25 protein-coding genes and 7 pseudogenes are annotated in these 25,583 nt (G+C 49.8%); 12 read left to right on the forward strand and 20 right to left on the reverse strand.

Annotation, left to right across the window (positions count from 1 at the left end):
- Nucleotides 1–90 precede the first annotated feature (90 nt).
- Nucleotides 91–483 (forward strand): YdeI family stress tolerance OB fold protein, encoded by a 393-nt coding sequence (locus ACFK9X_RS11835; RefSeq protein ID WP_000776346.1) that lies wholly within the window; start codon nucleotides 91–93, stop codon nucleotides 481–483.
- Between the two features lie 347 nt (nucleotides 484–830).
- On the opposite strand, the gene mgtS is transcribed toward ACFK9X_RS11835, so the two are convergent.
- Together mgtS and ydeE are read right to left on the reverse strand one after the other, a co-directional pair.
- Complete coding sequence (gene mgtS, locus ACFK9X_RS11840) at nucleotides 831–926, reverse strand: protein MgtS (RefSeq protein WP_000901531.1); 96 nt, start codon at nucleotides 924–926, stop codon at nucleotides 831–833.
- A 247-nt stretch (nucleotides 927–1,173) separates the two neighbouring features.
- Nucleotides 1,174–2,360: pseudogene (ydeE, locus tag ACFK9X_RS11845) on the reverse strand (efflux MFS transporter YdeE).
- Nucleotides 2,361–2,587: 227 nt separating this feature from the next.
- On the opposite strand from ydeE, the gene eamA reads away from it, so the two are divergent.
- Nucleotides 2,588–3,490 (forward strand): O-acetylserine/cysteine exporter, encoded by a 903-nt coding sequence (gene eamA, locus ACFK9X_RS11850; RefSeq protein WP_000987750.1) that lies wholly within the window; start codon nucleotides 2,588–2,590, stop codon nucleotides 3,488–3,490.
- A gap of 118 nt (nucleotides 3,491–3,608) precedes the next feature.
- On the opposite strand, the gene marB is transcribed toward eamA, so the two are convergent.
- The 3 genes from marB to marR are packed head-to-tail and all read right to left on the reverse strand — an operon-like array spanning nucleotide 3,609 to nucleotide 4,690.
- Nucleotides 3,609–3,824 (reverse strand): multiple antibiotic resistance protein MarB, encoded by a 216-nt coding sequence (gene marB, locus ACFK9X_RS11855; RefSeq protein WP_017441364.1) that lies wholly within the window; start codon nucleotides 3,822–3,824, stop codon nucleotides 3,609–3,611.
- 28 nt (nucleotides 3,825–3,852) lie between these two features.
- Nucleotides 3,853–4,236, reverse strand: a complete 384-nt coding sequence (gene marA / locus ACFK9X_RS11860; protein ID WP_000091194.1) for an MDR efflux pump AcrAB transcriptional activator MarA — start codon at nucleotides 4,234–4,236, stop codon at nucleotides 3,853–3,855.
- 19 nt (nucleotides 4,237–4,255) lie between these two features.
- Entirely contained in the window at nucleotides 4,256–4,690 is a 435-nt protein-coding gene (gene marR / locus ACFK9X_RS11865; protein WP_000843434.1) for a multiple antibiotic resistance transcriptional regulator MarR, read from the reverse strand.
- Between the two features lie 258 nt (nucleotides 4,691–4,948).
- Between marR and ACFK9X_RS11870 the strand changes: the two genes are divergently transcribed.
- The gene (locus ACFK9X_RS11870; protein WP_000968968.1) at nucleotides 4,949–5,614 is read left to right on the forward strand and encodes a MarC family NAAT transporter; all 666 of its coding nucleotides are present in this window, start codon (nucleotides 4,949–4,951) and stop codon (nucleotides 5,612–5,614) included.
- A gap of 46 nt (nucleotides 5,615–5,660) precedes the next feature.
- Here ACFK9X_RS11870 and ACFK9X_RS11875 read toward each other — a convergent pair whose 3' ends face one another.
- Both ACFK9X_RS11875 and ACFK9X_RS11880 read right to left on the reverse strand, forming a co-directional pair.
- Nucleotides 5,661–6,851, reverse strand: a complete 1,191-nt coding sequence (locus tag ACFK9X_RS11875; protein WP_151116526.1) for a sugar transporter — start codon at nucleotides 6,849–6,851, stop codon at nucleotides 5,661–5,663.
- 115 nt (nucleotides 6,852–6,966) lie between these two features.
- The gene (locus ACFK9X_RS11880; RefSeq protein WP_151116528.1) at nucleotides 6,967–7,839 is read right to left on the reverse strand and encodes a LysR family transcriptional regulator; all 873 of its coding nucleotides are present in this window, start codon (nucleotides 7,837–7,839) and stop codon (nucleotides 6,967–6,969) included.
- A 102-nt stretch (nucleotides 7,840–7,941) separates the two neighbouring features.
- On the opposite strand from ACFK9X_RS11880, the gene sad reads away from it, so the two are divergent.
- The 4 genes from sad (at nucleotide 7,942) to ACFK9X_RS11900 (ending at nucleotide 11,859) form a co-directional block, all read left to right on the forward strand.
- Nucleotides 7,942–9,330 carry a succinate-semialdehyde dehydrogenase gene (sad, locus tag ACFK9X_RS11885; RefSeq protein ID WP_000178412.1) on the forward strand — a complete coding sequence of 463 codons (1,389 nt, stop codon included), beginning with the start codon at nucleotides 7,942–7,944 and terminating at the stop codon, nucleotides 9,328–9,330.
- 72 nt (nucleotides 9,331–9,402) lie between these two features.
- Nucleotides 9,403–10,329, forward strand: coding sequence for a glutaminase B (gene glsB, locus ACFK9X_RS11890; protein WP_000090081.1), 927 nt, complete (start codon nucleotides 9,403–9,405; stop codon nucleotides 10,327–10,329).
- Nucleotides 10,329–10,688, forward strand: a complete 360-nt coding sequence (locus tag ACFK9X_RS11895) for a DUF4186 domain-containing protein (protein ID WP_000992451.1) — start codon at nucleotides 10,329–10,331, stop codon at nucleotides 10,686–10,688. Before glsB ends, ACFK9X_RS11895 begins: the two co-directional genes overlap by 1 nt.
- Nucleotides 10,689–10,944: 256 nt before the next feature.
- Complete coding sequence (locus tag ACFK9X_RS11900; protein WP_023204287.1) at nucleotides 10,945–11,859, forward strand: bestrophin family protein; 915 nt, start codon at nucleotides 10,945–10,947, stop codon at nucleotides 11,857–11,859.
- 55 nt (nucleotides 11,860–11,914) lie between these two features.
- Here the strand turns inward: ACFK9X_RS11900 and ACFK9X_RS11905 are convergent, their stop codons facing one another.
- A complete protein-coding gene (locus ACFK9X_RS11905) occupies nucleotides 11,915–12,457 on the reverse strand; it encodes a DUF4440 domain-containing protein (protein ID WP_000513122.1) in 543 nt (180 codons plus the stop codon).
- Between the two features lie 716 nt (nucleotides 12,458–13,173).
- On the opposite strand from ACFK9X_RS11905, the gene ompC reads away from it, so the two are divergent.
- Nucleotides 13,174–14,292, forward strand: coding sequence for a porin OmpC (gene ompC, locus ACFK9X_RS11910; protein WP_000758335.1), 1,119 nt, complete (start codon nucleotides 13,174–13,176; stop codon nucleotides 14,290–14,292).
- A gap of 129 nt (nucleotides 14,293–14,421) precedes the next feature.
- Here the strand turns inward: ompC and hypA are convergent, their stop codons facing one another.
- The 9 genes and pseudogenes from hypA to ACFK9X_RS11955 form a co-directional block, all read right to left on the reverse strand.
- Entirely contained in the window at nucleotides 14,422–14,763 is a 342-nt protein-coding gene (gene hypA / locus ACFK9X_RS11915; RefSeq protein ID WP_000544776.1) for a hydrogenase maturation nickel metallochaperone HypA, read from the reverse strand.
- Nucleotides 14,764–14,775: 12 nt separating this feature from the next.
- Nucleotides 14,776–15,663, reverse strand: a complete 888-nt coding sequence (locus ACFK9X_RS11920; RefSeq protein ID WP_151116530.1) for an ATP/GTP-binding protein — start codon at nucleotides 15,661–15,663, stop codon at nucleotides 14,776–14,778.
- A complete protein-coding gene (locus ACFK9X_RS11925; RefSeq protein ID WP_001016745.1) occupies nucleotides 15,651–16,712 on the reverse strand; it encodes a hydrogenase expression/formation C-terminal domain-containing protein in 1,062 nt (353 codons plus the stop codon). Before ACFK9X_RS11925 ends, ACFK9X_RS11920 begins: the two co-directional genes overlap by 13 nt.
- Nucleotides 16,713–16,729: 17 nt before the next feature.
- Nucleotides 16,730–17,140 (reverse strand): hydrogenase, encoded by a 411-nt coding sequence (locus ACFK9X_RS11930; RefSeq protein ID WP_151116532.1) that lies wholly within the window; start codon nucleotides 17,138–17,140, stop codon nucleotides 16,730–16,732.
- Complete coding sequence (gene hypC, locus ACFK9X_RS11935; protein WP_151116534.1) at nucleotides 17,137–17,436, reverse strand: HypC/HybG/HupF family hydrogenase formation chaperone; 300 nt, start codon at nucleotides 17,434–17,436, stop codon at nucleotides 17,137–17,139. The genes ACFK9X_RS11930 and hypC overlap by 4 nt, the downstream gene beginning before the upstream one ends.
- Nucleotides 17,436–18,044: a HyaD/HybD family hydrogenase maturation endopeptidase gene (gene hybD, locus ACFK9X_RS11940; RefSeq protein ID WP_000852664.1), complete on the reverse strand. Its 609-nt coding sequence runs from the start codon at nucleotides 18,042–18,044 to the stop codon at nucleotides 17,436–17,438. Before hybD ends, hypC begins: the two co-directional genes overlap by 1 nt.
- A gap of 5 nt (nucleotides 18,045–18,049) precedes the next feature.
- Nucleotides 18,050–18,793 carry a Ni/Fe-hydrogenase, b-type cytochrome subunit gene (gene cybH, locus ACFK9X_RS11945; RefSeq protein ID WP_023240256.1) on the reverse strand — a complete coding sequence of 248 codons (744 nt, stop codon included), beginning with the start codon at nucleotides 18,791–18,793 and terminating at the stop codon, nucleotides 18,050–18,052.
- Nucleotides 18,744–20,458 (reverse strand): annotated as a pseudogene (locus ACFK9X_RS11950) (nickel-dependent hydrogenase large subunit). Before ACFK9X_RS11950 ends, cybH begins: the two are co-directional and overlap by 50 nt.
- Before the next feature lie 2 nt (nucleotides 20,459–20,460).
- Complete coding sequence (locus tag ACFK9X_RS11955) at nucleotides 20,461–21,564, reverse strand: hydrogenase small subunit (RefSeq protein WP_151116536.1); 1,104 nt, start codon at nucleotides 21,562–21,564, stop codon at nucleotides 20,461–20,463.
- A gap of 274 nt (nucleotides 21,565–21,838) precedes the next feature.
- Here ACFK9X_RS11955 and ACFK9X_RS11960 point away from each other — a divergent pair.
- Nucleotides 21,839–22,546: pseudogene (locus tag ACFK9X_RS11960) on the forward strand (linear amide C-N hydrolase); the annotation flags it as partial.
- Between the two features lie 45 nt (nucleotides 22,547–22,591).
- Complete coding sequence (locus ACFK9X_RS11965; protein ID WP_001518759.1) at nucleotides 22,592–23,383, forward strand: FadR/GntR family transcriptional regulator; 792 nt, start codon at nucleotides 22,592–22,594, stop codon at nucleotides 23,381–23,383.
- 58 nt (nucleotides 23,384–23,441) lie between these two features.
- Here the strand turns inward: ACFK9X_RS11965 and ACFK9X_RS11970 are convergent.
- Nucleotides 23,442–24,158, reverse strand: a pseudogene (locus tag ACFK9X_RS11970) (zinc-binding dehydrogenase); the annotation flags it as partial.
- Between the two features lie 152 nt (nucleotides 24,159–24,310).
- Here ACFK9X_RS11970 and ACFK9X_RS11975 point away from each other — a divergent pair.
- Together ACFK9X_RS11975 and ACFK9X_RS11980 are read left to right on the forward strand one after the other, a co-directional pair.
- Nucleotides 24,311–24,509, forward strand: a pseudogene (locus ACFK9X_RS11975) (STM2901 family protein); the annotation flags it as partial.
- Nucleotides 24,503–24,829: pseudogene (locus ACFK9X_RS11980) on the forward strand (DUF1493 family protein); the annotation flags it as partial. The pseudogenes ACFK9X_RS11975 and ACFK9X_RS11980, both read left to right, overlap by 7 nt.
- A gap of 281 nt (nucleotides 24,830–25,110) precedes the next feature.
- Here the strand turns inward: ACFK9X_RS11980 and ACFK9X_RS11985 are convergent.
- Together ACFK9X_RS11985 and ACFK9X_RS11990 are read right to left on the reverse strand one after the other, a co-directional pair.
- Complete coding sequence (locus ACFK9X_RS11985) at nucleotides 25,111–25,299, reverse strand: DUF29 family protein (protein WP_001276020.1); 189 nt, start codon at nucleotides 25,297–25,299, stop codon at nucleotides 25,111–25,113.
- A 169-nt stretch (nucleotides 25,300–25,468) separates the two neighbouring features.
- A pseudogene (locus tag ACFK9X_RS11990) lies at nucleotides 25,469–25,539 on the reverse strand (hypothetical protein); the annotation flags it as partial.
- Nucleotides 25,540–25,583 lie beyond the last annotated feature (44 nt).

Consider the following 25,583-nt stretch of genomic DNA (forward strand, 5'->3'; position numbering starts at 1 on the left):
CTTAATATTCTGCGGATAAATTCATGTTTGTAAAAACTAAAAATAGCGGCCAGACTTAATACGTCAAATAGACGTTATTAAGGAGAGAGCATGAAACTACAGGTGGCTGCATTTTTAAGTTTTCTGATAATGCCTTACGCGCTAGCGGATGATCAAGGGGGATTAAAAAAAGATGTGGCACCGCCGCCGCCTCATGCTATTGAGGATGGTTATCGTGGTACGGATGATGCAGAAAAAATGACCATCGAACAGGCAAAAACCCTGCATGATGGCGCGACCGTTTCGCTGCGCGGCAACCTTATTGATCATAAAGGCGACGATCGCTATGTATTTCGTGATAAATCCGGCGAGATTAACGTGATAATTCCTTCCGCCGTATTTGATGAGCGGGAAGTTCAGCCGGATCAAATGATCAACATTAACGGTAGTCTGGACAAGAAAGCGAAGGAACCGCTTGTTCGCGTGAACCGACTGCAAAAATAACGCGCGCTAACCGGCAATCTCCAGGTCAGCCATACGGGGCATGCGGCTGGCCTGATACCATGGGTCTTGTAAAAGCGCCTGGGGGACAAAAGGTCCCATAATGTCTTATTCAGGTCTGGTTGCGTATCGTTTAAGCTTCATTGATATTGACGGTGCTACAGTCGTTAACGATCCGTTATCCTCGCAAGAATTTGCCCGGTAGCGTATAAGCAAAACACAAATCTATCCATGCAAGCATTTACCGCTGGTGAACCGGCGGTTTTTTTTTGCCTGCCATCCAGACAAAAGCGGCCCCTTGCGCAACGATGCAGCAAGGGGCCGGCTCTGCGAGGGATTATCTCCGTTCATTAATCATCCCATTTGTGACTGAACCAGGCGGCCAGAAATCCGGAAAATAAAATAATTCCTAATACAACGATAAAAAGGTTAATACTGCCTAACATCTCGTTTCTCCTTATTTTAGCGTGCATCCTCTTTTTTAAAAAACCTAGTACAGACTATAGTACTAATTTATACTTAAGCAAAGTCTGAATTGCGTATTTATTTTACTGGAGGGGTAAAGCATTACAATATTTTCGTCAGCGCCCAGGAATATTCCTGAATTATCGCAGTGACAGAAGATAATTAGCCTGCAATATATAAGGTTAACCCAGTGCGCCAGAAACAGCGCACATCACTGGCTGCAGATAATTAACAGGTGATAGCCTGTTGCGTAGGGGTAATCCGCATTCCTTTTAACATCAGTGCCCAGGCGAACACAATGGCGATTATCAGGACAACGAAAAGCGACCAGGCGGGAAGCGTCGTCAGGATGACGCCGCTGGCCAGCGGGTTTACCGCCGCACCCAGCCAGCCCAGCGATTGCGCTGAAAAATAGCTGGCTTTCATCCCGGCAGGCGCAATGTTGTCAATTAACATATATTCGCCGGGGGCATAAATAATTTCGCCAATCGTGAATACTGCCGCCGAAAGCCCCAAAAAAACAGATTGTCGCCTGAAAAAATAAATCCGATGAGCCCGGCGATAAAAAAGACGGTGCCGGTCGTCATCATTGGTCGAATATTGATGGCGGTAAGTCGACGGCCCACGGCGTATTGCAAACTGACCACAATAACCGCATTAACCGGCAGGACGACGGCTACCACTTTTTCCGCGAAGCCGCTATCGGCAACGACCATAACGTACTGTGAAATACAGGACGCAAAGGCGCCCCCCACAAAGGATGCCAGAAATGCCGAAAGCGTAAACCACAATAATGCTTTGTCGCGCAGCAGAACGGAGGGAGACCAGATAGCGGCATTTTTCCCCTCGCTGGCGGCAACCGAACGTGTCACCCATACCTGAATAAAGACCAGCGGGAATGCGGAACAGATGGCGGCAAGCCAGAAGGGTAAATTGATGCTTTGCATCACCAGCAGCGTGCCGAGCGGCGGGCCAACCGTCCAGCCGATATTGAGTACGGTATAGTTGAGCGAAAAAATCCGTGTTTTTGTTGTCGCGGTGAGGTTATCGGCGAACCAGGCCTTCAGTACGGTAGAAAAAACCGAATAGGCGCAGTTAATAAGCGCAAAAAGCAGGACAACCAGTACGACATTATGCACCATTGGGATGGCGATAAATCCGCAGGCGAAGGCGATAATTGCGAGTAACATGTAGCGCTTTTTATCAAACTTGTCCGCCAGAATTCCAAAGCCAAGACTAAAGACGACGCCGATTGTTAACGCGCTGGTCAGCGCGTAGCCAATCAGATCCACGCCTAAACCGTACTGACGGTTAAGATATATGGTCATAAAGGGGAGCGTGGCGCCGCGTCCAATTGTCAATAACAGCGATGAGGCGAGTAGAGCCAACGTCGAACGTCTCAATACTGGATTCATTTTTCCTGCCTGAAATGGAGGTTACGTATCGGGACGTTTTAATCTACCGTGCCCGCAAAAGCATGATGTCTGTACGCTATAGCGTAGTCTTAACATACCATAACGCAGGATTTTGCCCATCGTGTGTTGTTCAATGCCATGCTCACGGTAAAAAGAAAAGTCCTGTTATGGCGCACTGATTTCCGATAACTTACCTTTTTACAAAATTTTAATAATGACAGGGGCCGATGATGTCGCGTAAAGACGGTTTTTTGGCGTTACTGGTGGTTGTCGTATGGGGGCTCAATTTTGTTGTCATCAAAGTAGGCCTGCACCATATGCCGCCATTATTGCTGGCAGGATTACGATTTTTACTGGTGGCGTTTCCGGCAATTTTCTTTGTCGCCCGGCCTAAAGTCCCGCTTACGCTGTTGCTGGGCTATGGGCTGACGATAAGCTTTGGGCAGTTCGCCTTTCTCTTTTGCGCGATAAAGTTTGGTATGCCCGCAGGACTGGCGTCGTTGGTATTACAGGCGCAGGCCTTTTTTACCATGGCATTGGGGGCGTTTGTTTTTAGCGAGCGGTTACAACGTAAGCAGTTGGCGGGGATTGCCCTGGCGATTATAGGTGTACTGGTATTGATTGAAGCCAGTCTCAACGGACAGCATATAGCGATGTCGGGATTTATGCTGACTCTGGCGGCGGCATTTAGCTGGGCCTGCGGCAATATCTTTAATAAAAAAATTATGCAACATAGCCCGCGCCCGGCGGTGATGTCGCTGGTGGTCTGGAGCGCGCTGATCCCGATCCTGCCGTTCCTGCTGTCATCGCTGCTACTGGAGGGGGCGGATCACATTACGCAAAGCCTTATTACCATTGATATGACGACGATATTGTCGCTGCTGTATCTGGCTTTTGTCGCCACTATACTTGGCTACGGCATCTGGGGCGCGTTACTGGGACGTTATGAGACCTGGCGCGTAGCGCCGTTATCATTGCTGGTGCCGGTAGTCGGGCTGGCGAGCGCCGCGGTGTTACTCGGGGAAACGTTGACCGGGATGCAACTTGCGGGCGCAGTACTGATTATGGCTGGACTCTATATCAATGTGTTTGGATTTCGTGTGCGCCGTACTGCGCGTGTCAGGGGATGAGGCATTATGTTACTAAGAAGACAAACGCTAATTTCAGACCATGCCGCGGGGTAATAGCGGCGGACTTGTCATAGCCAGACGGTACTAAAAAAATGCCCCGCAAAACGGGGCAAAGAGGTTAAAGGTGTTGGTCGTTATAATAGGGCACGCCTAATTCATCTGACTTATCGCTGTTCACGCTCACGGGGTGAAGGTCATTTGGCGGATCGCCCACACAGGGCAGAAGCATCACATCGCGGTTATTTTGCGCCACAGGTAACAAAGTTTGTTCTGCAATGCCATATCCGGAGGCGATAAGTAACAGACCCGGCAGGGCGGGAAACAGCATTTTCATGGTGCTCTTCGCGTGGCGCATAAACAAACTAGTAGTTGCCATGGTTCAGCGGCAGCATATACCGTGATTCGCCATGCATATTGGTGATCCGGTATTTGTGTGGCGGCACATCAAAGTAGTTTTTGAACGTCCGGGTCAATGTTTGCTGTGACTCAAAGCCATAGCGTTCCGCCAGATAGAGAATGGGCTCGTTGCTCTCTTTTAATTTTTGCGCGATTTCCGTCATCTTACGGCTGCGGATGTATTGACCTAATGAATGACCGGTCTCTTTTTTAAACATCCGTTGCAGGTGCCATTTGGAATATCCTGAACGCTCAGACACTTTTTCCAGTGAGAGCGGCGACTCCAGGTTATCCTCGATCCAGTCCAAAATGCTATGAATAGTAATAGCGTCAGTGTTGCGTCTGGACATCGTCATACCTCTTTTTTGTCTACGGCAGAATTTTCTTGAGCAAATACTCAAGCGTTGCCACTTCGTCCGCCGTTAAGTTTTTTGTTAATTCCTGATGCAGGTCTTGCCCTGGTCGTTGATGACATTGCTCACAAATTGCCGCGCCGTCCGGCGTTAGCTTCACCAGTACGCCGCGTTTGTCATTAGGATTCGGCAGTCTTTCGATCCAGCCTTTGCACAGCAGGCGGTCGAGCATTCGCGTCAATGCGCCGAGATCGACAGACAGCACTTTTTTAAGTTCAACCGGGGTAATACATCCCGCGCAGCGTATCGAGCAAAGCACTTTAAACTGTGTTGCGGTGATATCCAGCGGGGATAAATAGTTATTTAACAGGCGATCTTTTTTTTGATTTACCATGTAGATCAAGCGACCCAGCGGAATGATTTCATTGAACAGATCACTGGTGCTTTTCAAAATGGTTGCCCCGGCAAGTAATTAATTTCGTCAGATACTATTGCCAAGGCAAGTATAAGTCAACTAAATGAATTGGCCGATGCCACGATTTGCTAAAAGGCGTCCGGGGTATTGTGCTGTGATAACTTGTAACCAATTGATAATTACAGGTTATAGGTTGTAGAGGATATTAACTTGCACACTGGCGAAATGGCGCGCCTGGGCAATTTCACTTTATACTTCCGGTTCATGAAACGCTGATGGGTAAGAGATAGTATTATGATGGATTTGTTTAAAGCGATTGGATTGGGGCTGGTCGTACTGCTCCCGTTAGCCAATCCGCTAACCACCGTGGCGCTGTTTCTTGGCCTTGCGGGCAATATGAATAGTGCGGAACGCAACCGGCAGTCCTATATGGCTTCGGTTTATGTCTTCGCTATTATGATGGTGGCGTACTATGCCGGGCAGTTAGTCATGAACACCTTCGGTATTTCGATTCCAGGGCTACGGATCGCCGGGGGGTTAATCGTGGCGTTTATCGGCTTCAGAATGCTTTTCCCGCAGCAGAAGGCGCATGAGTCGCCGGAAGCGAAAAGCAAATCGGAGGAGCTGGCAGACGAACCGACGGCCAATATTGCGTTTGTTCCACTGGCGATGCCAAGCACCGCAGGACCGGGGACCATCGCAATGATCATCAGTTCCGCTTCCACGGTGCGTCATGGCGGCGAGTTTCCCGACTGGGTCATTATGGTCGCGCCGCCGATTATTTTTCTTGCCGTGGCGGTGATCCTGTGGGGATGCTTACGCAGTTCTGGCGCTATTATGCGGCTGGTGGGTAAAGGGGGGATTGAAGCGATCTCCCGCTTAATGGGATTCCTGCTGGTGTGTATGGGCGTGCAATTTATTATCAACGGCGTGTTGGAAATTATTAAAACGTACCACTAAGGCGCATTTTCATCTGCCGGAAACCTGTTCCCGGCAGACGAATGTCTTAATGCGGTTGTTCTTCCAGCGTCACTGGCCATTTGCGGAATATGAGCACAGCCCATACCAGCGCGGCACAGGCGGGTATGGCGCCAATATAGCCGATGGCCGACATTGACCAGTGCAAACTCACCTGATTGCCTACCAGCGCGCCAGCGCCAATACCAATATTAAAGATGCCTGAAAATAGCGCCATTGCGACATCGGTCGCGTCCGGGGCCAGCGCCAGTACTTTCACCTGCATACCGAGCCCTAACACCATAATCGCGATGCCCCAGAAAATGCTCAGTATGGCCAGATGCGCTTCGCTATCCGCCGCAGGCAGCAGCAGAAGCAGACAGACAACCAGCAGGGCAATAGCGATACTGACGAGCGACGAGGCATGACGATTACCCAGTTTACCAAACACAAGGCTGCCGATGATCCCGGCGCCGCCGAGGATCAGTAACAGGACGGTAGCAAAATTCGCACTGAGCCCGGCGACATTCTGAACGAACGGTTCAATATAGCTATAAGCTGTGTAATGCGCAGTCACCACAACGACGGTTAGTACATAGAGGCTCATTAGCGCCGGGCGCCGGAATAGCAAAGGTAAACTTTTTAGTGAGCCGGAATGCTCGCTCGGCAATTTCGGTAGAAGCTTAATCAGACATAGCAGCGTAATTAATGCGCCCATGCCGATGGCAAAAAAGGTGGTGCGCCAGCCAAAATACTGACCAACAACGCGACCTATCGGCAGCCCAAGCACCATGGCCAACGCGGTGCCGGTCGCTATCAGACTTAATGCCTGCGCGCGTTTCCCGGCAGGGGCCAGGCGGATCGCCAGAGAGGCGGTTATCGACCAGAAAATAGCGTGGGCGAAAGCGATGCCAATACGGCTAATGACCAGTACGGTAAAGTTCCATGCCAGGAAGGAGAGCACATGGCTGGCAATAAACAAAACAAACAGACAAATGAGTAGCTTACGGCGCTCCATTTGACTGGTAAGAAGCATAAAAGGCAGCGACATGACGGCAACTACCCAGGCGTAAATGGTTAGCATGATGCCGACCTGCGCGGTTTGCATATGAAAGCTTTCAGCAATGTCTGACAGCAAACCAACCGGCACAAATTCTGTGGTATTGAAAATAAAAGCGGCAATAGCAAGCGTAACTACCCGTAGCCACGCGACCTTGCGGGAAACTGGATTGATTGTCATAAAAATATTTCGGGTTAGTTGCGAGAAGGTGGGGCCGCGATCTTAAAACGTTTACTGGCGAAAAGACAATCATTTTGTGACCTGCTTCTCATTTACTTCGCAGGCCGTTTCGTCTTCAGTCGACGCTCGCCAGTTGGGCGTTAAGTAACTCGATAAAGGCCTCAAGCTGACGCGTCATCGCCCCGCGCCGCCACATTAGCCATGTGTTAAGCCAGCGCCACTTCTCCGCCAACGGCCAGGCTTCCACCTGATGATGTCCTGGCATACTGTTGAGCATACTTGCTGGCATCAGCGCAATACCTGCGCCGGCAATTACGCACGCCAACATTCCATGATATGACTCCATTTCGTGAATCGTACCGGGGGTCGCGCCATCGGCATGAAACCAGCTTTCGAAATGCCGTCGGTAAGAACAGTTGGCGCGAAAAGCATAGATGTTATAACCATTCACCTCGCTGGCCCGCGAAACGACGGAATGGCCGTGTGGCGCGACGATCATCATCTCTTCCTGGTAAGCCGGTATACCTTCCAGCCCCGGATGCATTAGCGGGCCATCAATAAAGGCGGCGTTCAGCTTTCCTTCGAGCACGCCATCCAGCATGGCGCCGGAAGGACCGGTCGTTAACGCGAACTGAATTTTAGGGTAACGCTGGTTATAACCCGCCAGCAGCGCGGGGATACGTACGGCGGCAGTACTTTCTAACGCGCCGAGTGAAAACAGTCCTTGCGGTTCCTCTCCGGCAACCACCATGCGGGCTTCATCGACCAGCGCCAGGAGCTGCTGGCTGTAACGTAAAAAGTTATGCCCGGCTGGTGACAGCCTGAGTCGCTGGTTTTCGCGAATAAACAGAGAGACGCCCAGGTCGGCTTCAAGCTGGCGGATACGCGTGGTCAGGTTGGACGGAACGCGGTGTACTTTTGCCGCCGCCTGCGTAATGCTGCCCGTCAGAGCGACAGCGTTAAACATTTCCAGTTGCGTCAGGTCCATGGTTTTCTCAATTCGTGAATAGTCTGGTTAATATTATTCATTTTTCAGAAAGGGTAAAGGGCGTCATGATGGTACAACTCCCCTGATAACGAGAGAAAGAACATGACCATGATGACTGCAACACAGGCGTTATCCGTTAATCCTGCGACCGGCCAGACGCTGGCGGCAATGCCCTGGGCTAACGCGCAAGAGATTGAACATGCGCTGAGTCTGGCGGCGAGCGGTTTCAAAAAGTGGAAAATGACATCAGTAGCGCAACGGGCGCAAACATTACGCGATATTGGTCAGGCGCTTCGCGCTCATGCAGAAGAGATGGCGCAATGTATTACGCGTGAAATGGGTAAACCCATAAAGCAGGCGCGTGCGGAAGTGACGAAATCCGCCGCGTTATGCGACTGGTATGCGGAACATGGCCCGGCAATGCTGAATCCTGAGCCTACGCTGGTAGAAAATCAGCAGGCGGTGATTGAATACCGTCCGCTGGGCGTCATTCTGGCGATAATGCCGTGGAATTTTCCTTTATGGCAGGTGTTACGCGGGGCAGTGCCGATACTGTTGGCGGGGAATAGCTACTTGTTAAAACATGCGCCCAATGTCACGGGTTGCGCGCAGATGATAGCCCGAATCTTGACGGAAGCCGGTACTCCCGCTGGCGTCTATGGATGGGTGAACGCCAATAATGAGGGCGTGAGTCAGATGATTAACGATCCGCGAATCGCGGCGGTGACGGTGACCGGTAGCGTGCGCGCCGGCGCGGCGATTGGTGCTCAGGCTGGGGCGGCGCTGAAAAAGTGCGTACTGGAACTGGGTGGCTCGGATCCGTTTATTGTACTCAATGATGCCGATCTTGAGCTGGCGGTAAAAGCTGCGGTTGCAGGACGCTATCAAAACACCGGACAAGTCTGCGCCGCCGCCAAACGTTTCATTGTCGAAGAGGGCATTGCGCAGGCGTTTACCGATCGCTTTGTAGCGGCTGCCGCAGCATTAAAGATGGGTGATCCTCTGGTTGAAGAGAATGACCTGGGGCCGATGGCGCGCTTTGATCTGCGTGATGAACTCCATCAACAGGTGCAGGCTTCCGTCGCCGAAGGCGCACGGCTACTGTTGGGCGGAGAGAAAATCGCCGGGGAGGGCAACTATTATGCCGCGACCGTTCTGGCGGATGTCACACCTGACATGACTGCATTTCGTCAGGAGCTTTTTGGGCCTGTTGCCGCCATTACCGTTGCAAAAGATGCGGCGCACGCCCTCGTGCTGGCGAATGACAGTGAGTTTGGCCTGTCGGCGACGATCTTTACCGCCGACGATACGCTGGCCGCGGAGATGGCGGCGCGTCTTGAGTGCGGTGGGGTATTCATTAATGGGTACAGCGCCAGCGATGCGCGTGTAGCATTCGGCGGGGTGAAGAAAAGCGGCTTCGGTCGCGAGCTTTCGCACTTTGGTTTACACGAATTTTGTAATGTGCAGACCGTCTGGAAGAACCGCGTCTAATCGCCCTGACGTCGCGTGGCGCCCTCTGCTATACTCGCAGGCCTTTTCAGACCTGCGAGCAAGGAGCATGTTGTGGCCAGGGCCATGGATAATGCAATTTTAGAGACGATTTTACAGCGCGTTCGCCCCCTCATTGGCCAGGGCAAAGTCGCTGACTATATTCCGGCATTAGCATCCGTCGAGGGTTCAAAGCTGGGGATAGCGATTTGTACCGTGGACGGGCAGCATTATCAGGCGGGCGATGCGCACGAACGCTTCTCTATTCAGTCTATTTCGAAAGTGCTTAGTCTGGTGGTGGCGATGCGTCATTATCCGGAAGAGGAGATCTGGCAGCGCGTCGGAAAAGATCCTTCCGGCTCGCCGTTCAATTCGTTGGTTCAGTTAGAGATGGAACAAGGCATCCCGCGTAATCCATTTATTAATGCGGGCGCGCTGGTGGTATGCGACATGTTGCAAGGCCGGCTTAGCGCGCCGCGTCAGCGGATGCTGGAAGTTGTGCGCGCGCTTTGCGGCGTATCGGATATTACGTATGACGCTACGGTCGCGCGCTCTGAATTTGAGCATTCCGCCCGTAACGCCGCTATTGCCTGGCTGATGAAATCATTCGGTAATTTTCATCATGATGTGCCTACCGTGTTGCAAAATTACTTCCACTATTGTGCGTTGAAAATGAGTTGCATGGAACTGGCGAGGACGTTTGTCTTTCTGGCGAATCAGGGCGAGGCGTTTCATCTCGACGAGCCGGTAGTGACCCCCATGCAGGCCCGGCAAATTAATGCGCTAATGGCGACCAGCGGGATGTATCAGAATGCCGGAGAGTTTGCCTGGCGGGTGGGATTGCCCGCTAAATCCGGCGTGGGCGGCGGTATTGTCGCCATTGTGCCGCATGAAATGGCGATTGCCGTCTGGAGTCCGGAGCTGGATCCTGCGGGAAACTCTCTGGCAGGTATCGCCGCGCTTGAACAATTAACACAAACGTTAGGACGTTCGGTATACTGATGAATGCGCTTGAACCGCTCTTTGCCCGCCTGGCGCGATCGACATTTCGTTCGCGTTTTCGTCTCGGGATAAAAGAAAGACAATATTGCTGGGATAAAGGCGCGGAGGTGATTGATAAACACGCCGCCGATTTTATCGCCCAGCGACTGGCGCCAGCTCACCCGGCGAATGATGGTAAGCAAACGCCGATGCGGGGCCATCCGGTATTTATCGCGCAACATGCGACGGCAACCTGCTGTCGCGGGTGCCTGGCGAAGTGGCACCAGATACCTCAGGGAGAACCGCTGAGTAAAGCGCAGCAACAGTATATTGTCAGCGTTATCCATTACTGGCTGGTCATACAAATGAATCAGCGGTAGAGCAGCGCGTCGTTGCTGACGCTTTCCCTGATAAATTACCCTCATACCACTGATAGCAGCCGTTGACCGTCATATATCTCATGCGCTGAAGCGCATATTTAGTTACAACATACAGTTAGTTGTTTTTTTTCAACGCCTGTCAGCACTGTGCAAAAAAATGTTCTACAGGGCAGGGAACCCGTGTATCACCAGAAGCTTGCAACCTTGATCTGGATCACGTTTAATGACAGTGCTTTTTTACCTGCTGAAGATAATCATGATCGTTAGACCACAACAGCACTGGATTCGCCTGATATTTGTCTGGCATGGTTCCGTGTTATCTAAAATCTTTTCACGACTGCTCCTTAACTTTCTTCTTTCTATCGCCGTTATTATCATGCTGCCCTGGTACACAATGCTGGGTATTAAGTTTACCCTTGCGCCGTTTAGCATACTGGGCGTCGCTATCGCCATTTTTCTGGGGTTTCGCAATAATGCCTGTTATGCGCGTTACGTCGAAGCCCGACATTTGTGGGGGCAGTTGATGATCGCTTCACGCTCAATACTGCGTGAGGTGAAAACAACCTTACCTGATGAACGCGGTATCGAGGATTTTGTTCGATTACAAATCGCTTTTGCCCACTGTTTGCGTATGACATTGCGTCGACAGCCTCAGACGCAAGTTTTGGGCAACTATCTTGACCAGAGCGCGTTACAGAAAGTTGTCGCTTCCCATTCGCCCGCTAATCGTATCTTATTGCTGATGGGAGAGTGGCTGGCGATTCGCCGCCGCAGCGGAAAGCTTTCCGATATTTTATTTCATAGCCTCAACAACCGTTTAAATGATATGTCGTCAGTGTTGGCCGGCTGTGAACGCATCGCCAACACGCCGGTGCCTTTTGCCTATACGTTAATTTTGCATCGTACGGTTTATCTTTTCTGCATTATGTTGCCATTTGCACTGGTGGTTGATCTGCACTATATGACACCGTTTATTTCGGTGCTTATTTCTTATACGTTTATCGCGCTGGATGCGTTAGCGGAAGAGTTGGAAGATCCGTTCGGTACTGAAAATAATGATTTACCGCTGGATGCGATATGCAATGCGATAGAAATCGATTTACTGCAAATGAATGATGAAAGGGATATTCCGGCAAAACGGATACCGGATAAACGCTATCAACTGACCTGAGCTCGACTTAACTGGCGCAGAATGTTCATCTGCGCCATAACCTGAAGAGCAAAGCTTAATAGCCTTCTCCAACGCCGGTTTTGGCTGGACCGGAGTAGTGGACATGAACGATTCGCCATCCTGTGTTTGGTATCTTCGCCCACACCTGGCTTTCGCGGCCTGTCGTGTGTTGAGTCTGCCCATTATCACGGCGTACCGCGGTAAAATGCCAGTCGAACTCTGCAACGGCGGCATTGCCATACACATGAATAGCAGGGGGAGCGTCCAGTTTTAACGTGCGTTTACTGAAAGTTTTACCCATAGTGGTGCCATAAAAATTTTCAGCGATCTGCGACCATCCGCGTTCGTGACCGCGTGGATGAATAAAACTGGTTTCCGGTGAAACATAAAAGAGCTGCTTGCCTAACGTTGGGTCTGCCTTATCTATTGAATAAAGGTAGCGGTTAATACCTTCTGTAATTTCTTGTTTAACGGTCGACGTAGCTTCATTTTGTGCGGCGGTTGGCGTTGCCGCTGATGCCGATGACGCCATCAGAGTTAACGTTATCGCGGCGGCCGAAAACAATAGTGACGTTTTTTGCATAATAGTTATACCCATATGGTCTGTTTTTGAGACGCTTTATCTTTCCTGTTACGTTCACCTTTATACTAAAGGAGCATGGCTCACGAACAATAAAAAACATCCTTCTATAAAATTACCCCGAAAAGGGAGTAGTGCAATTAAGAATATCGTATTTGTTTGTAACGGCATGACTCAAAATATCAACATTTAGAGTTTCAGTATTGTTGTTGTCCATTGACTTACTTTTATGTTTATTACCACTGGTAAATAGTTAATCTTATGAATAGTGATACACAAATGACCGTTTGCGCTATGTGATAATTAACCATAGTAAAAATACACGAAGCGAAGAAGTGCTATTTCAGTAGTACTGATATTTTCATAACGCTAATTTAAAAATAAATGTAAACGTAACAAATTATACACAAAAATAAGGAGGGCTATGACCTCAACTTTCTTGATTATGATTCCGTCTTAACGAATGTCAGCAGAGTGTTCAGTGCCATTCTCACCTCGGCATCCCCGACCATAAGCCAGTTCTCTACTGGTCACCTCCTTGTTATTACAGCAGAAAACAGGGTAGACCATTGATGTAGTCATGCTTAACTTACATTTTAACATTACTAATATATAGCAAGATAATATTACACTTTGAAACTTAACGCACGGTAATTGTTAGTGATATTGTCCTGGACAGTTCCGCAAGCAGGCTTTGCGGAAAGTCCAAAAATAAGACAAATAAGGCATATAAAATGAAAAAAGTAGTGGTGTTATCTGCGGTAGCCGCAGCCGTGATGATGGCTGGAGCCGCCAACGCAGCAGAAATCTATAACAAGGATGGCAATAAACTGGATTTGTATGGCAAGGTCGACGGCCTGCATTATTTTTCCAGTAATCATAGTACGGATGGCGATCAATCTTATATCCGTATGGGTATTAAAGGCGAGACTCAAATTACCGATCAACTAACCGGTTTTGGACAGTGGGAGTATCAGGTCAACGCCAATCGTCCGGAAGATGGTGACTCCAGCGGTTCCCCGCAAAGCTGGACGCGTCTCGGTTTTGCTGGTTTGGCATTTGCCGATATGGGGTCTGTTGACTATGGTCGTAACTATGGCGTGTTATACGACATTGGTTCATGGACTGACGTACTGCCTGAATTTGGTAATGATTCGTATGAAGCTTCCGATAATTTTATGACCGGGCGCGCGAATGGCGTTCTGACTTATCGCAATAATGATTTCTTTGGTCTGGTTGATGGTCTGAATATTGCGTTGCAGTATCAGGGTAAAAATGACGGCCTGTCGAAAGAAGGCGATCCTTTAAGTAATAATGCCAGAAAAAGTATCGCGTACCAGAATGGCGATGGTTTCGGGGCATCAGCGACATATGATTTGGGCATGGGGGTGAGCCTGGGGGCAGCCTATACCAGTTCCAAACGCACGCTTGATCAGATGACGCAAGATAAATACGACAATGGCGACCGCGCTGAAGCCTGGACTGGCGGCGTGAAGTATGATGCCAATAATATTTACCTGGCGGCAAACTATACCCGTACTTATGATATGACCTATATGGGCGATACATTGGGCGGCTTTGCACATAAAACCGATAACTGGGAAATGGTAGGGCAATATCAATTTGATAATGGCTTACGCCCGTCACTGGCATTCCTGCAATCCAGAGCCAATGATGTTGATGGACTGGGTTCGTTCGACCTTGTGAAATATATTGATGTGGGTTCCTATTACTACTTCAATAAAAATATGTCCGCGTATGTTGACTACAAAATCAATCTGCTAAAAGATGGCAACCCATCGAATCCTAATACAGACAACACCGTGGCGCTCGGCTTAGTCTACGAGTTTTGATAAAACTTGCTGATTAAGACAGTTTAGGGATACCCTCCTTTTCCCAAAACTGTGTCACTGCTTAACCTTTATTATTGTCAGTTTATTCTTTTATTATTTCAGGACGCTTCTGGCGTCCTTTTTTATTGACTATTCGACTTCGATCTCGCGAATGCGCATTCTGCTACTGTCATCTATCTGCACTTTGCCTGAATGACAAAAGGGACAACAGAGTGTGGATGTTTGAGAGGTGAAGGGTTGATTACAGGACAGACACCAACCTTGCGCCGGTGCGATAGTAATGTGGAAACTCGCATTGTCAGCAAGGGTATGACGAGCGGCGACGTCCAGGCCAAAATGCAGCGCCGGCACCTCAACACAGGCCATAACGCCAATCTCCAGCCAGACTTGCTTTACCTTGCTGAACTGGTGATTTACTGCCTGTTCCTCCAGCAATTCGATAATATTTTGCGCCAGGGCTAATTCATGCATGGGCCAGCTCCTTCATTCAACAATATTTACGGCGACACAAGGATCAATTACCTGTAACTGTTGCGACCACAATGAGAGTGGAATAGTGGCCAGTTCGCGAGCAATGACGCCGTCAGATTGAGCGTGACGTGTGGTAGGTGAGATAATACGGTAATCAAGAATATTACCTGACGTCGTCAGTCTGGCCTGATGAACTAACCATCCTCGCGCGGTTTCCACTACTGCTATTTTCCACTCGCCATCATCAAAACGATTCCAGCGTAGGGTGGGAAGGGCGCTCAAACTTCGGGCGAGCGTAATGCAGCGGGCCAGCAGACGTAGCGCAGTCGTTTTTCCGCTAAGACAACAGGCTGACAGTAGCGGATATTCGATAGCCAGAGGCGAGACATCCAGGGGACCATGGGTTATTAACGTATGGTCCGGGGACGATGCCATCGGTAGTGTAGGTGTAATGATATTCTGTACTGCCGCCAGCCAGCGGGCGGTTTCAGAACGCTCTTGCAAAAACCAGGCTTCCCAGCCCTTTACGCCAGCGGCAAGCCAGGTCTGAGGATCATCGTCAAAAAAAATTGTGCTTGCCAGCGGGGATAACTCTCCACGACGTAACAACGCCCATTCTTCAGCGGTTGCCTGTCGGTGGCTAAACAGGGGGAGCCAGTCGGTCAACGCGCGATGGAGCGTTTCTCGCGCCAGCTCTTGTTGTGCGGCCTGCATATCTGGCTTCTCTTCAGGAAACAACAGTAAAGCAGCCGCCGCGCTGTGCGCCTGAGCGCACAACGTAAACAAACGTGAAATAAGCGTTTTTGCGTATACCGGCGTTGCGCCCTGTAGCAAACGACCGATCGGCGCCTCCTGCCAGATAATCCATAGCGGGTGAGAATAGACGGTCAATCTTTGCACGAATTATTACCTTCATCGATCACCATAAACCCGGACTTACTGGTTTCGCAAACCGGACAGCACCAGTAATCAGGTAACTGGCTGAAGGGCACGCCGGGTGGAATTTGCCATACATCATCGCCCAGCGCAGGGTCGTAAACCCACCAACATACTTTGCACTCCATGCGCACCACTGGCTCATTTTCTGTGACTGGGTATTCTTTCAACCATTCCAACGTATTTTTTAGCCCCGCGTAGGCATCTTCGATATCGTCGATGCCTGCAACGGCGATATCAGGAATGTCCGCTATCTCAATCATATCTTGCAGTAATGTGTTCATATCATTGAAATAATTGACCCGCCATACGCCGGGAAAATGCGTGCTTACAATCCGGCATTTACCATATCCGCGTGAAAAAATAGCGCTACACCCTTCGCCTAAAAAATGATCCAGATACTCGCGATCGGCATCGTTTACTGGCAATAGCGTTAAGTTAATGATATGCGGCTCTTTTACCGGCTGTTTTACGCGCTCGGCTATTTCATGCGCGATAAAGGCGCCATTCATCAATCCCGCCGGTTGCGGCGGCAATTCTGGCGTAATCGGCGGCTGCGGATGCGTCTGCCAGATGCTCTCCGGGATCGGGCCAATGATAATTTCATCGGCAACCCGTTGCTGGTCAGCGTTATATTCACGTACACGCCAGACGCCCGTAAAAACCGTCTCCTGAATACGCTGTTCTTTTCCATCGGATAATAGTACCCGGGCGGAGATTTCACCTTCACCGAGCAGTTGATCCAACAAACCGCTATTCTGTTGCTCAGTGGCATTCAGCTTATAGCTCAGGGGAAAGGGGAGCGTTGCCACCGGGTTATCCATATCGCGAATAAGCGTAGTCAGGATGTGTCTGGCAACACGAAGCTCAGCGGGCAGCGCCTGTTCCGGTAAAACCGGCGTCAGTGGGAGATTAATGCCGGCGGGGATAGGAAGAAAGTTAAAGTCTTCCTCTTCTGGCTGCGAGCCTGGTCCGGCAATATTAACGACTGGAATAGTTCTGGAATGATTCACGTGTGTTACCTTTCATTCTATTGCGTGATAACGGGAATATCCTGACGATAGCCCGGTGTGGTCAGCAATGCGGCCACCCGCTGAGAGTATTCTTGCCAGCTATATAATCCCGCCAGACTGCCGACAAAACGGTGCTGGCGAAAGATAAGCAGCGCCGGATATTTCAGAATGCGATACTCCCGGGCGATCAGTTCACTCTGTTCGCTATCCGCAAATGCCGCGGTATAAGACGTCGCCGGAAATTGCTTGAGGATCTCCGGGATAATGACCCAACTGTCGGCGACTTCCGGATGTTTGTTGGGGTCGCTTTGCAGCAAAACCAGCACAGTCGGATGCGCATTAATCAACGACGGGAGCGTTTGCGCATCGGTAATCAGAAAGCCTTTATCCGCCAGTGGACAAACAGGATTTTGGGGTGAGATAGTCATTTTTTTAAATGCTCCGGTAATTCAGGCGTGCGAGATAATAAATTGGCAAAACCGGTCAGCGGATCGCTTTGCGTGAGCATGGCCTGTTCCAGTGAGTCCAGCGCCGCCAGTACCTCAGCGGCTTCCGCTTCGTCCATTTCTCGTCGTGCTGCGCCGCCAAATGTCAGCAGCCATGCGCCTGCTAAGGGGGGAGCCACAAGCCGAATATCAACGTCGATAAGCTCGCCGTGTCGGTCGCGGCATTTGGCGAACCACTGACCGGGTGAAATAACCTGCACAGGAACGCCAATACACATTATGATTTCTCTCTCTGTAGCACCCGAATATCGCCGACCCGGCAAGCGCTTTGCGCATCTGGGCGTTCATCTTCGTAGCGTTCCATACACAGGCTGTAATGATTGAGTCTTTCAGTGGGCAAGGCCGCTGAAGAGGCGGTGATACCCCATTGCGCCAGCACTTCCTGCGCGAGATAGACCGCAGGCATCAGTTGCGCCTTTACCTGCGGCGTAAGACTCCCGCCATAGTCATCCAGACATTCCGGCTGCACGCCAATCAGCACAATCTCCGATAACTGGCCGCCGGTTAATTGCAGCAATGCCAGCACTTCAGAAAAACTGGTCTGATGTAAACTGAGTTTTTTCGCCGTCAGATAGGCGGGAACCTGTTCATCACGAAACATCGCCAGCGAACCTGGCGCCATACCAAAATCGATAGCATCCATGATTAACAGTTTTTCTGTCTGTTGCAGCCAGGGCAGCAGCGCCAGCCCCTGCGTACCGCCATCAACAACGTCAACTTTCTCGTTATCGGCATACTGTTCAAACAGCTTTTCCGCCGCTCTGACGCCAAACCCTTCATCTGCCCAAAGCAGGTTGCCAAGCCCTAAGATTGTTACTTCTGCCATTGTTATCACCTGAACCAGCGCCAGCCGCTTATCATGACGGAAATCACGCTTTGTCGGCTCATAATGTCTTCACGGATAGCGGTATAAACATGCGCAATGACGAAGGCGATAATGAACCACATGCCCAGCCGGTGCCAGAAATGCAGCGCGAGGCTATCGTTGCCAGTCAGGCGAATCATCCAGCCAAACCATTGATACGCCCAACTGTCTGTTCCAAGCCCTTCGCCATAGAGCGCAAAGCCGCTACACACCATCAGTACGGACATCCAGAAATAGAACATTACCGCCAGTCCCGCTACCGGATTATGTCCATAGTAACGATGGGCCTCTTTTTCGAGGAAAAAATACCAGCGGATTTCACTGATAACGCCTTTACGCCAGGCGCGGCGCCAGAACGGAACCAGAAACATCTCCCTGGAGTACTCATTGCCGACACATGCCCAGTAAATACGAAACAGCAGCGCGACAGTAAAAATATACGCCGTGGTAAAATGGATCAGTCGTATCCAGCCCATCCAAAACATAAAGGTCGCTTCACCTTGAATCGATGGCAGGGGGCGGCCAATGAAATATCCTGTAACAGCCAGGACGACAATGGATAACGCCGTGATCCAGTGCCATAAACGGACCGGCGCTTCATAGATATAGTACCCCTGGCTGGTTATTTCTTTGAGATGCATTGAGACCTCCGAATCGTCGTCATCGTACCTGAACCCTGACCAGCTCCCCTCCATGATTATCAATAACATGGGTGGAGCAGGCCAGGCAGGGATCGAAGCTGTGCAGAGTACGTAAAATCTCCAATGGTTGATCGGGAACGGCGAGTTTAGTCCCCATTAACGCCGCTTCGTACGCGCCAATTTGACCTTTATCGTCACGTGGCCCGGCATTCCAGGTTGTCGGTACCACACACTGATAGCTGTCGATTTTCTGATTTTCAATTTTTATCCAGTGCCCCAGCGCGCCACGCGGCGCCTCGCTGAAACCAACGCCTTTTGCCGATGTAGGTCAGGTATCGGGTTCCCAGAGCGTGACGTTTGCCGTCGCCGTATCGCCGGACTTGAGGTTACGCATCAGACGATCGAAGAAATATTGCAGCGTATTGCCTGCCCATACGGATTCCAGCGCACGCGCGGCAGTACGTCCTAATGTAGAAAAGAGCGCTTCTTTAGGCAGCTTTAATACACTCAGCAGTTGATCCACGGGCTCTTTAAATTCCGGTTTATTTTGATGATATCCAATCAGATAACGCGCCAGCGGACCTACCTCCATCGCATGTCCCTTCCAGCGCGGCGATTTAATCCATGAATATTTAGCGGACTCATCCACCTGTTCGATAAAAGTTTTTGTGCCTTTATAGTGTTCGCCCATGACCAGTTGCGGTTCGGTCAGACCATCCCAGGGATGCAGGCCCTTATCGTTATTGCCGTTACCATAGGTATACCAGGAGTGAGTGACAAGCTCCTGAATCTCATCGGGGGCGGTTAAATCGACAGGATGAATTTCGTCGAAACGACCGTTAATGATAACCCGCCGCCGATTTTTGCCCAGTCTTTGTAATAACTGGCAATCAGCAAGACGTCCGGAAGATAAACCTGTTCGCAGAACTGGCGAGCTTTTTGGATGATGGAACTGACAAGGTTCAGGCGTTCCATATTCACTGCGCCGACCGCGCCCGTTTCGTCAAGGTTGATGGCGCAAGGAACGCCGCCCACCAGCCAGTTAGGATGCGGGTTTTTACCACCGAAAACGGTGTGAATTTTTACGATCTCTTTTTGAAAATCGAGCGCTTCAAGATAGTGGGCGACCGCCAGCAAATTGGCTTCCGGCGGAAGTTTCATAGCCGGATGTCCCCAGTAGCCATTACGGAAAGGGCCAAGTTGACCGGACTCGATAAACCGCTTCAGTCGATTTTGCAAATCGCGGAAATATCCCGGCGAGGATAGCGGCCATGCGGAAAGGCTTTGCGCGATGGCGGAGGTCTGATGCGGGTCGGCTTTCAGGGCGGCAACCACATCAACCCAGTCCAGCGCGTGCAGATGATAAAAATGCACCAAGTGATCGTGAACGTGTAGCGTAGCCTGCATCATATTACGGATACAGTTTGCGTTGTCCGGAATCGCGATTCCCAGCGCATTTTCTACGGCACGGATTGAGGTCAGAGCGTGTGTACCGGTGCAGACGCCGCAAATGCGTTCAACAAATGCCCAGGCGTCTCGCGGATCGCGACCTTTCAGGATAACCTCCAGGCCGCGCCACATGGTGCCGGTCGACACGGCGTTAGTAATAACATTATTACTGTCGATATTCACTTCGCAACGCATATGCCCTTCGATGCGAGTAACCGGATCGACCACAATTCGCCGTCCGCTATTGTCCAGCGTAAAACTCTGAGTCTGATAAGGATATGCCATAATTATTTTTTCTCTTCCGGAGCGTTTTCTGATGACGTGTTGTTTTTATTGCGGGCATGTTTTATGGCGCTCACCGTGGCGTGAGCGATGGCGGCAGCGCCCGCGACGCCAGCAACGCCCAGTCCGATTTTATCGGCGGTAGCCTCAATGCCGGTTTGCGGAATGCCCGTTGCCCGGCTGTAAAAAGAACCGTAATCCCAGAATCCATCTTCCGAGCATCCGAGGCATCCATGACCCGACTGGATAGGAAAAGACACGCCATCATTCCAGCGAACGGTTGAACAGGCGTTATAGGTGGTCGGGCCTTTACAGCCCATCTTGTACAGGCAATACCCTTTTCTGGCGCCTTCGTCATCCCACGCTTCCACAAACTGACCGGCATCGAAATGCGCGCGTCGGTAACATTTGTCATGAATTCGCTGGCCATAAAACATTTTTGGTCGTCCAAGGCGATCAAGGGGAGGGATGCGATCAAATGCCAGCATATAGGTGATAACGGCGGACATCACTTCAGGTATAGGCGGGCAGCCTGGCACTTTAATAATGGGTTTATCGGTAATTAATTTGTGAACCGGCGTGGCTTTAGTTGGGTTGGGACGGGCTGCCTGCACGCAGCCCCATGATGCGAAGGACCCCCAGGCGATAATCGCTTTAGCATCCGCGCTGACGCGTTTTAACTTCTCCAGGAACGGCTCGCCAGCCAGTATGCAAAACATCCCATCTTCATTCAGCGGCGCGTTACCTTCCACAGCAACGATATAATTTCCTTTGTACTCACGCATCGCATCCGCCAACGCCTGCTCAGCTTGTTGCCCTGCGGCGGCCATAATGGTGTCGTCATAATCCAGGGAAATGAGCGACAAAATGGCATCTTTTGCCAACGGGTGCGCAGAGCGAATGAAAGATTCGGTACAGCAGGTACATTCAAGACCATGCAGCCATATCACTGGCGTACGCGGTTTATTCTCCAGGGCATAAGCTATTTGAGGAATCATCGAACTGCTCAGGCCTAAAGACGTTGCGGTAAGGCTGCAAAACTTGAGGAAGCTACGCCTTGTCACGCCGTGTCTACGCATAACTTGATAAAATGTATCTTGTGTTTGCATAACGTTTATCCCAAACCACTATAGTTAGTGTGGGCATCATATGTTGCATTTCTTGTCTTTCTCAACGTGTTTTAGTAGCAATTATGTTTCTAATTCGTAACAACTGATTACATGTGTGCTACTCACATTACTCAAAAACATAAATTAATTTAATGTTATTGGTGTTGTGGAGTAAATATAGCGTTGTGATGGCATCTCTTAATGTTGATAAGAAAACGTGTTTTTTATTTATAACATGATGGGATTTTTTTAAATGGTCACACGGATAACGCGAATTCCTGTCACCTCGTTGGGAGAGTGGGCGCTGGCCCGTTTTGCTACTGTCGGCGAGGTAAAACAGGCAATAAAAGAGGGCAAATTCTGGTCACCGGAGCTGCATCGGTTTGGCGATCTGAAATCGCCATTTCATTACGCGTTTTACGACAAGAAAGGAGGAAGCATTGTCGTTGAAGTGGAAAATGGCAAATTCCATGTCTATGACAATCCCACTCGCGTGATGACAAATGGTCCCGCATTCCCCTGGCATCTGACAAATCTGAATAATTATACGCAATTAACCAATGTGGACCGCTCTTCAGGCACATTGGGCGGGATAAAAGTGATGCAGCCTGATAGCGGGATTGCTATTGCAGACTTGCCATCATCCGATACGTCGGTTTCCCGTTTTATACGCGGCGTTTATTACACCACATATGCACCGCAAGCGACATCCGCCCACGATGCAATGAATACGCTTGCGCATATTATGAGCCGTTTCGATCGTCCGAAAAATATTACGGTTGATTATATGGGGAGTGAAGGGGAAGGCAACGCCACCCGCAAACCGGTCTCAGAATATACGGTCTGGACAACGCTGTCTGACTTGACGCACGGTGAGATGATGGTGCGCGGCTACAATGATATCAACTATAAAACCTGGTCCCTTTCTCAGTTTAAGAACGCGACTGCGCCCGTGTTCGAGAAAATCAACGTCAAAGGATAAACCGCTCGTCTCTGTTTAGTTTCCCCGGTAGGCTCGGCGAAGGTAATAGAGACTACCGGCGGTTGCTTCTCTTTATCATGCACGGTAATTAATTATCACGATCACCAGCGCCAGGATGGTATGCTAAATCCATTCAAAATCCCCTGGATATGGATTGGAGGGCGCATGGTTATACCTGAGGTCAGGCAGGAGAGGCTCTATCAGAAGATAGCCAACCTCATCATTAAGCTGATCAATGATAATATTTTTCCACCGGGAACTTTTTTACCGCCAGAACGCGAACTGGCAAAACAGCTTGGCGTGAGCCGCGCCTCCTTGCGAGAAGCCCTTATTGTACTGGAGATCTCGGGATGGATCGTGATTCAGTCCGGTAATGGGGTTATCGTTTCAGATAAAAAACACCTTGCCAGCGACTATACCATTGAAGAAATTCTCTCTACTCGCGAGCTGGTCGATAGCCATTGTGCGCGCTTAGCCGCACAAAACGATAACGTTGACGTCATCAACCAAATAGAGGCGATTTATCATCGTATGGATCAAGCCATTAACGATAATAACGTCCACGGCTTTTACTCGCTGGATAAAGAGTTTCACCTTGCGATCTCTGAGGCCAGCCGTAACCGGGTGTTGTTCGATATGTCCCGTATGTTATGGGAACAACGGATTAATATCCCTTATGCTGGGCTCGATGAGCAGTCTGGAGACAGAAATGTTTTACTTAATCTCAACAAACAACATAAAGCGATAGTGGATGCGATGCGCCAGTCTGATGCTGACAGCGCCTATGAGGGATCGCTGGAACATTTACGCTATGTGAGAAAGATTGTCGGCGGCTAAGTTTGTCGGTAAATAACACTGCATGGCGGATATGCCATGCGGTGGAGCTTGCCGTAAATCAATGGAAAACAGCATTAATCTTTAAGTAGCGCTCCGGATAGCGATCAAGTTCTTTAACTGCATCAGGGATCTCATCAAGATTGACGACCTTACTGACAACATCTTGCGGATTAATCTCCAGCGTTGACAGCATGCGTAATGCCTCATCAAATTCACCGGCACTGGTGCGGGAGCCGCGTAAATCCAGTTCTTTGTAGGTGATCAGGTTCGTCGGCAGCGACGTTTCCTGTTTTGGCCATCCGGTAAACGAAATACGACCAGCAAACGATGCTAAATCAAGCGTATTTCGAATAGCGCTATTTGCGCCGGAGGCTTCTATCACGACCTGCGCCATGGTGCCGTGGGTGATATTTTTAATAGCGTCGATAACCTGATCGTCAGCGGCGTTCAGTACATAAGGAACGCCAAGCTTTTGCGCATAGCGTAACCTTTCTTCCACAATATCGATCAGAATAGGCGTTGCCTTGTAATGTCGCGCGCTTAATGCCGCCATAAGACCAATGGCCCCCGCGCCGATGATGGCAACATACTCCCCGGCCTTAACGTTTGCCCGATGCAGCGCGTGTAGAACGATAGTCAGCGGTTCTGCCAGCGGCGCCATTTCAGAAGGCACATTATCTGGTATTTTATGAATTAAATGTGCAGGATGAGTAACCACCTCCTGCATTGCGCCATCGACATGCACGCCAATGACGTTTAAATTTTCACAACAGGAACGTTAACAGCGTGCGCACCAGCTTGCCATTGTCTAATTCAAGCACACGACGAACAAATGTGTTATAACAATCCTATAAAGTGGTTGCATTGCCAATACATAAAGTTAATTTAATCAGTAAATTAGAGTATGGATACAGTTGAAGAGCTTAATTTCCTTGGGGAATGCAGTTGCCATCTGTGATAGGTAGATACCCGCCATCAACGTTAAAAATAAAAATGGTTGCGAAAATTAGCGCGTTTACCGCCTGTTGTCGGATGGATAATTCTGGCCTCTGATGTGTCGCAGATTGCATATCGTACAGTCAGGGATTACAACCGTATTGCCAGAGGAAGCGATAAAATATGGTAAGTGATACTCTTGAACAGCGGATTTATGAACTGGTAAGAAGCCATGATGGAATTTACCTCTTTAAGAAAAAAGAACTGACACCGTCAACAGATTTGGATTCAGATCTACGGCTGGAAGATGATGAAGCACTGGCATTGATGGATGATTTTTTTACGACATTTAATGTAGATAGAGGGAATTTTTCGATCACAACATACTATCCGCCAGAACCACCGCTAAAGCATTTGCTTAATCCGTTTCGCAAAAACGATATTCCTCAGGTGCCGGATTTCACGATAGGTATGCTCATTGAGTCTGCCGGGGCTGGTCGCTGGTTGTATGGACTGATTCACGCTTGGGGGCTGCTTTTCGCCCTCTGTTATTCTGGTGCGCATAATGTATATTATGTTAAATGCACCAGAACAATTAAAAGACATGTTAAGGCGGCTGGATTCTTGCATGTCAAAAAACTTCTGGCCCATAAGTTTGATCCCTTCCCTGCCGTGACGCTGCGCGAATTCTGTTGATTTGCACCCGCTATCCTGCACACGATTTCACGCAGCACACGCCGCGCAGGCATAAAAAAACCGGCCATTGTGTTCGGTTCGTCATTGTCAGTGTGTCAGTCCAGGATGAAATCGTCGCGCAGCGTATCAGCGAGCGCCCACGGCATTTCAGACGGAAAACTCTTTTCACGCGCTGCAGATAACACGGCATCGCCGTAGGACTCAACAGCCATTTCCGACAGTTCCCGTTTTAATGACGGGCTTTTTTCCAGATGACGGGCAATTTTCCTGCGCTGCGCTGACATGGGCTAAAAAATCAATGGGAATCTCATTTCATGAGGTTTGATTATTCACTATCTGCCAATGTCTTGCATTCACACTCGCCACCTACACTGGCGGCGGTCAAACATAATTCATCGGTTATCAGTTCGTATTTTAACGTCGCGCCTGGCATGACCTGCACATGCGTAACCGTATCGTGGCTGTCCCTGCAAAAATTAATCCGGATGAGATCTTTTTTTCTTTGAGTTCTTAATGGCTAATTCAGGCTGCGCCGCAGTGATTGCACTGATTTCCACGTAACATGATA

This window comes from Salmonella sp. WC3 (assembly GCF_042932255.1).
Classification (GTDB): Bacteria; Pseudomonadota; Gammaproteobacteria; order Enterobacterales; family Enterobacteriaceae; genus Salmonella; species Salmonella enterica.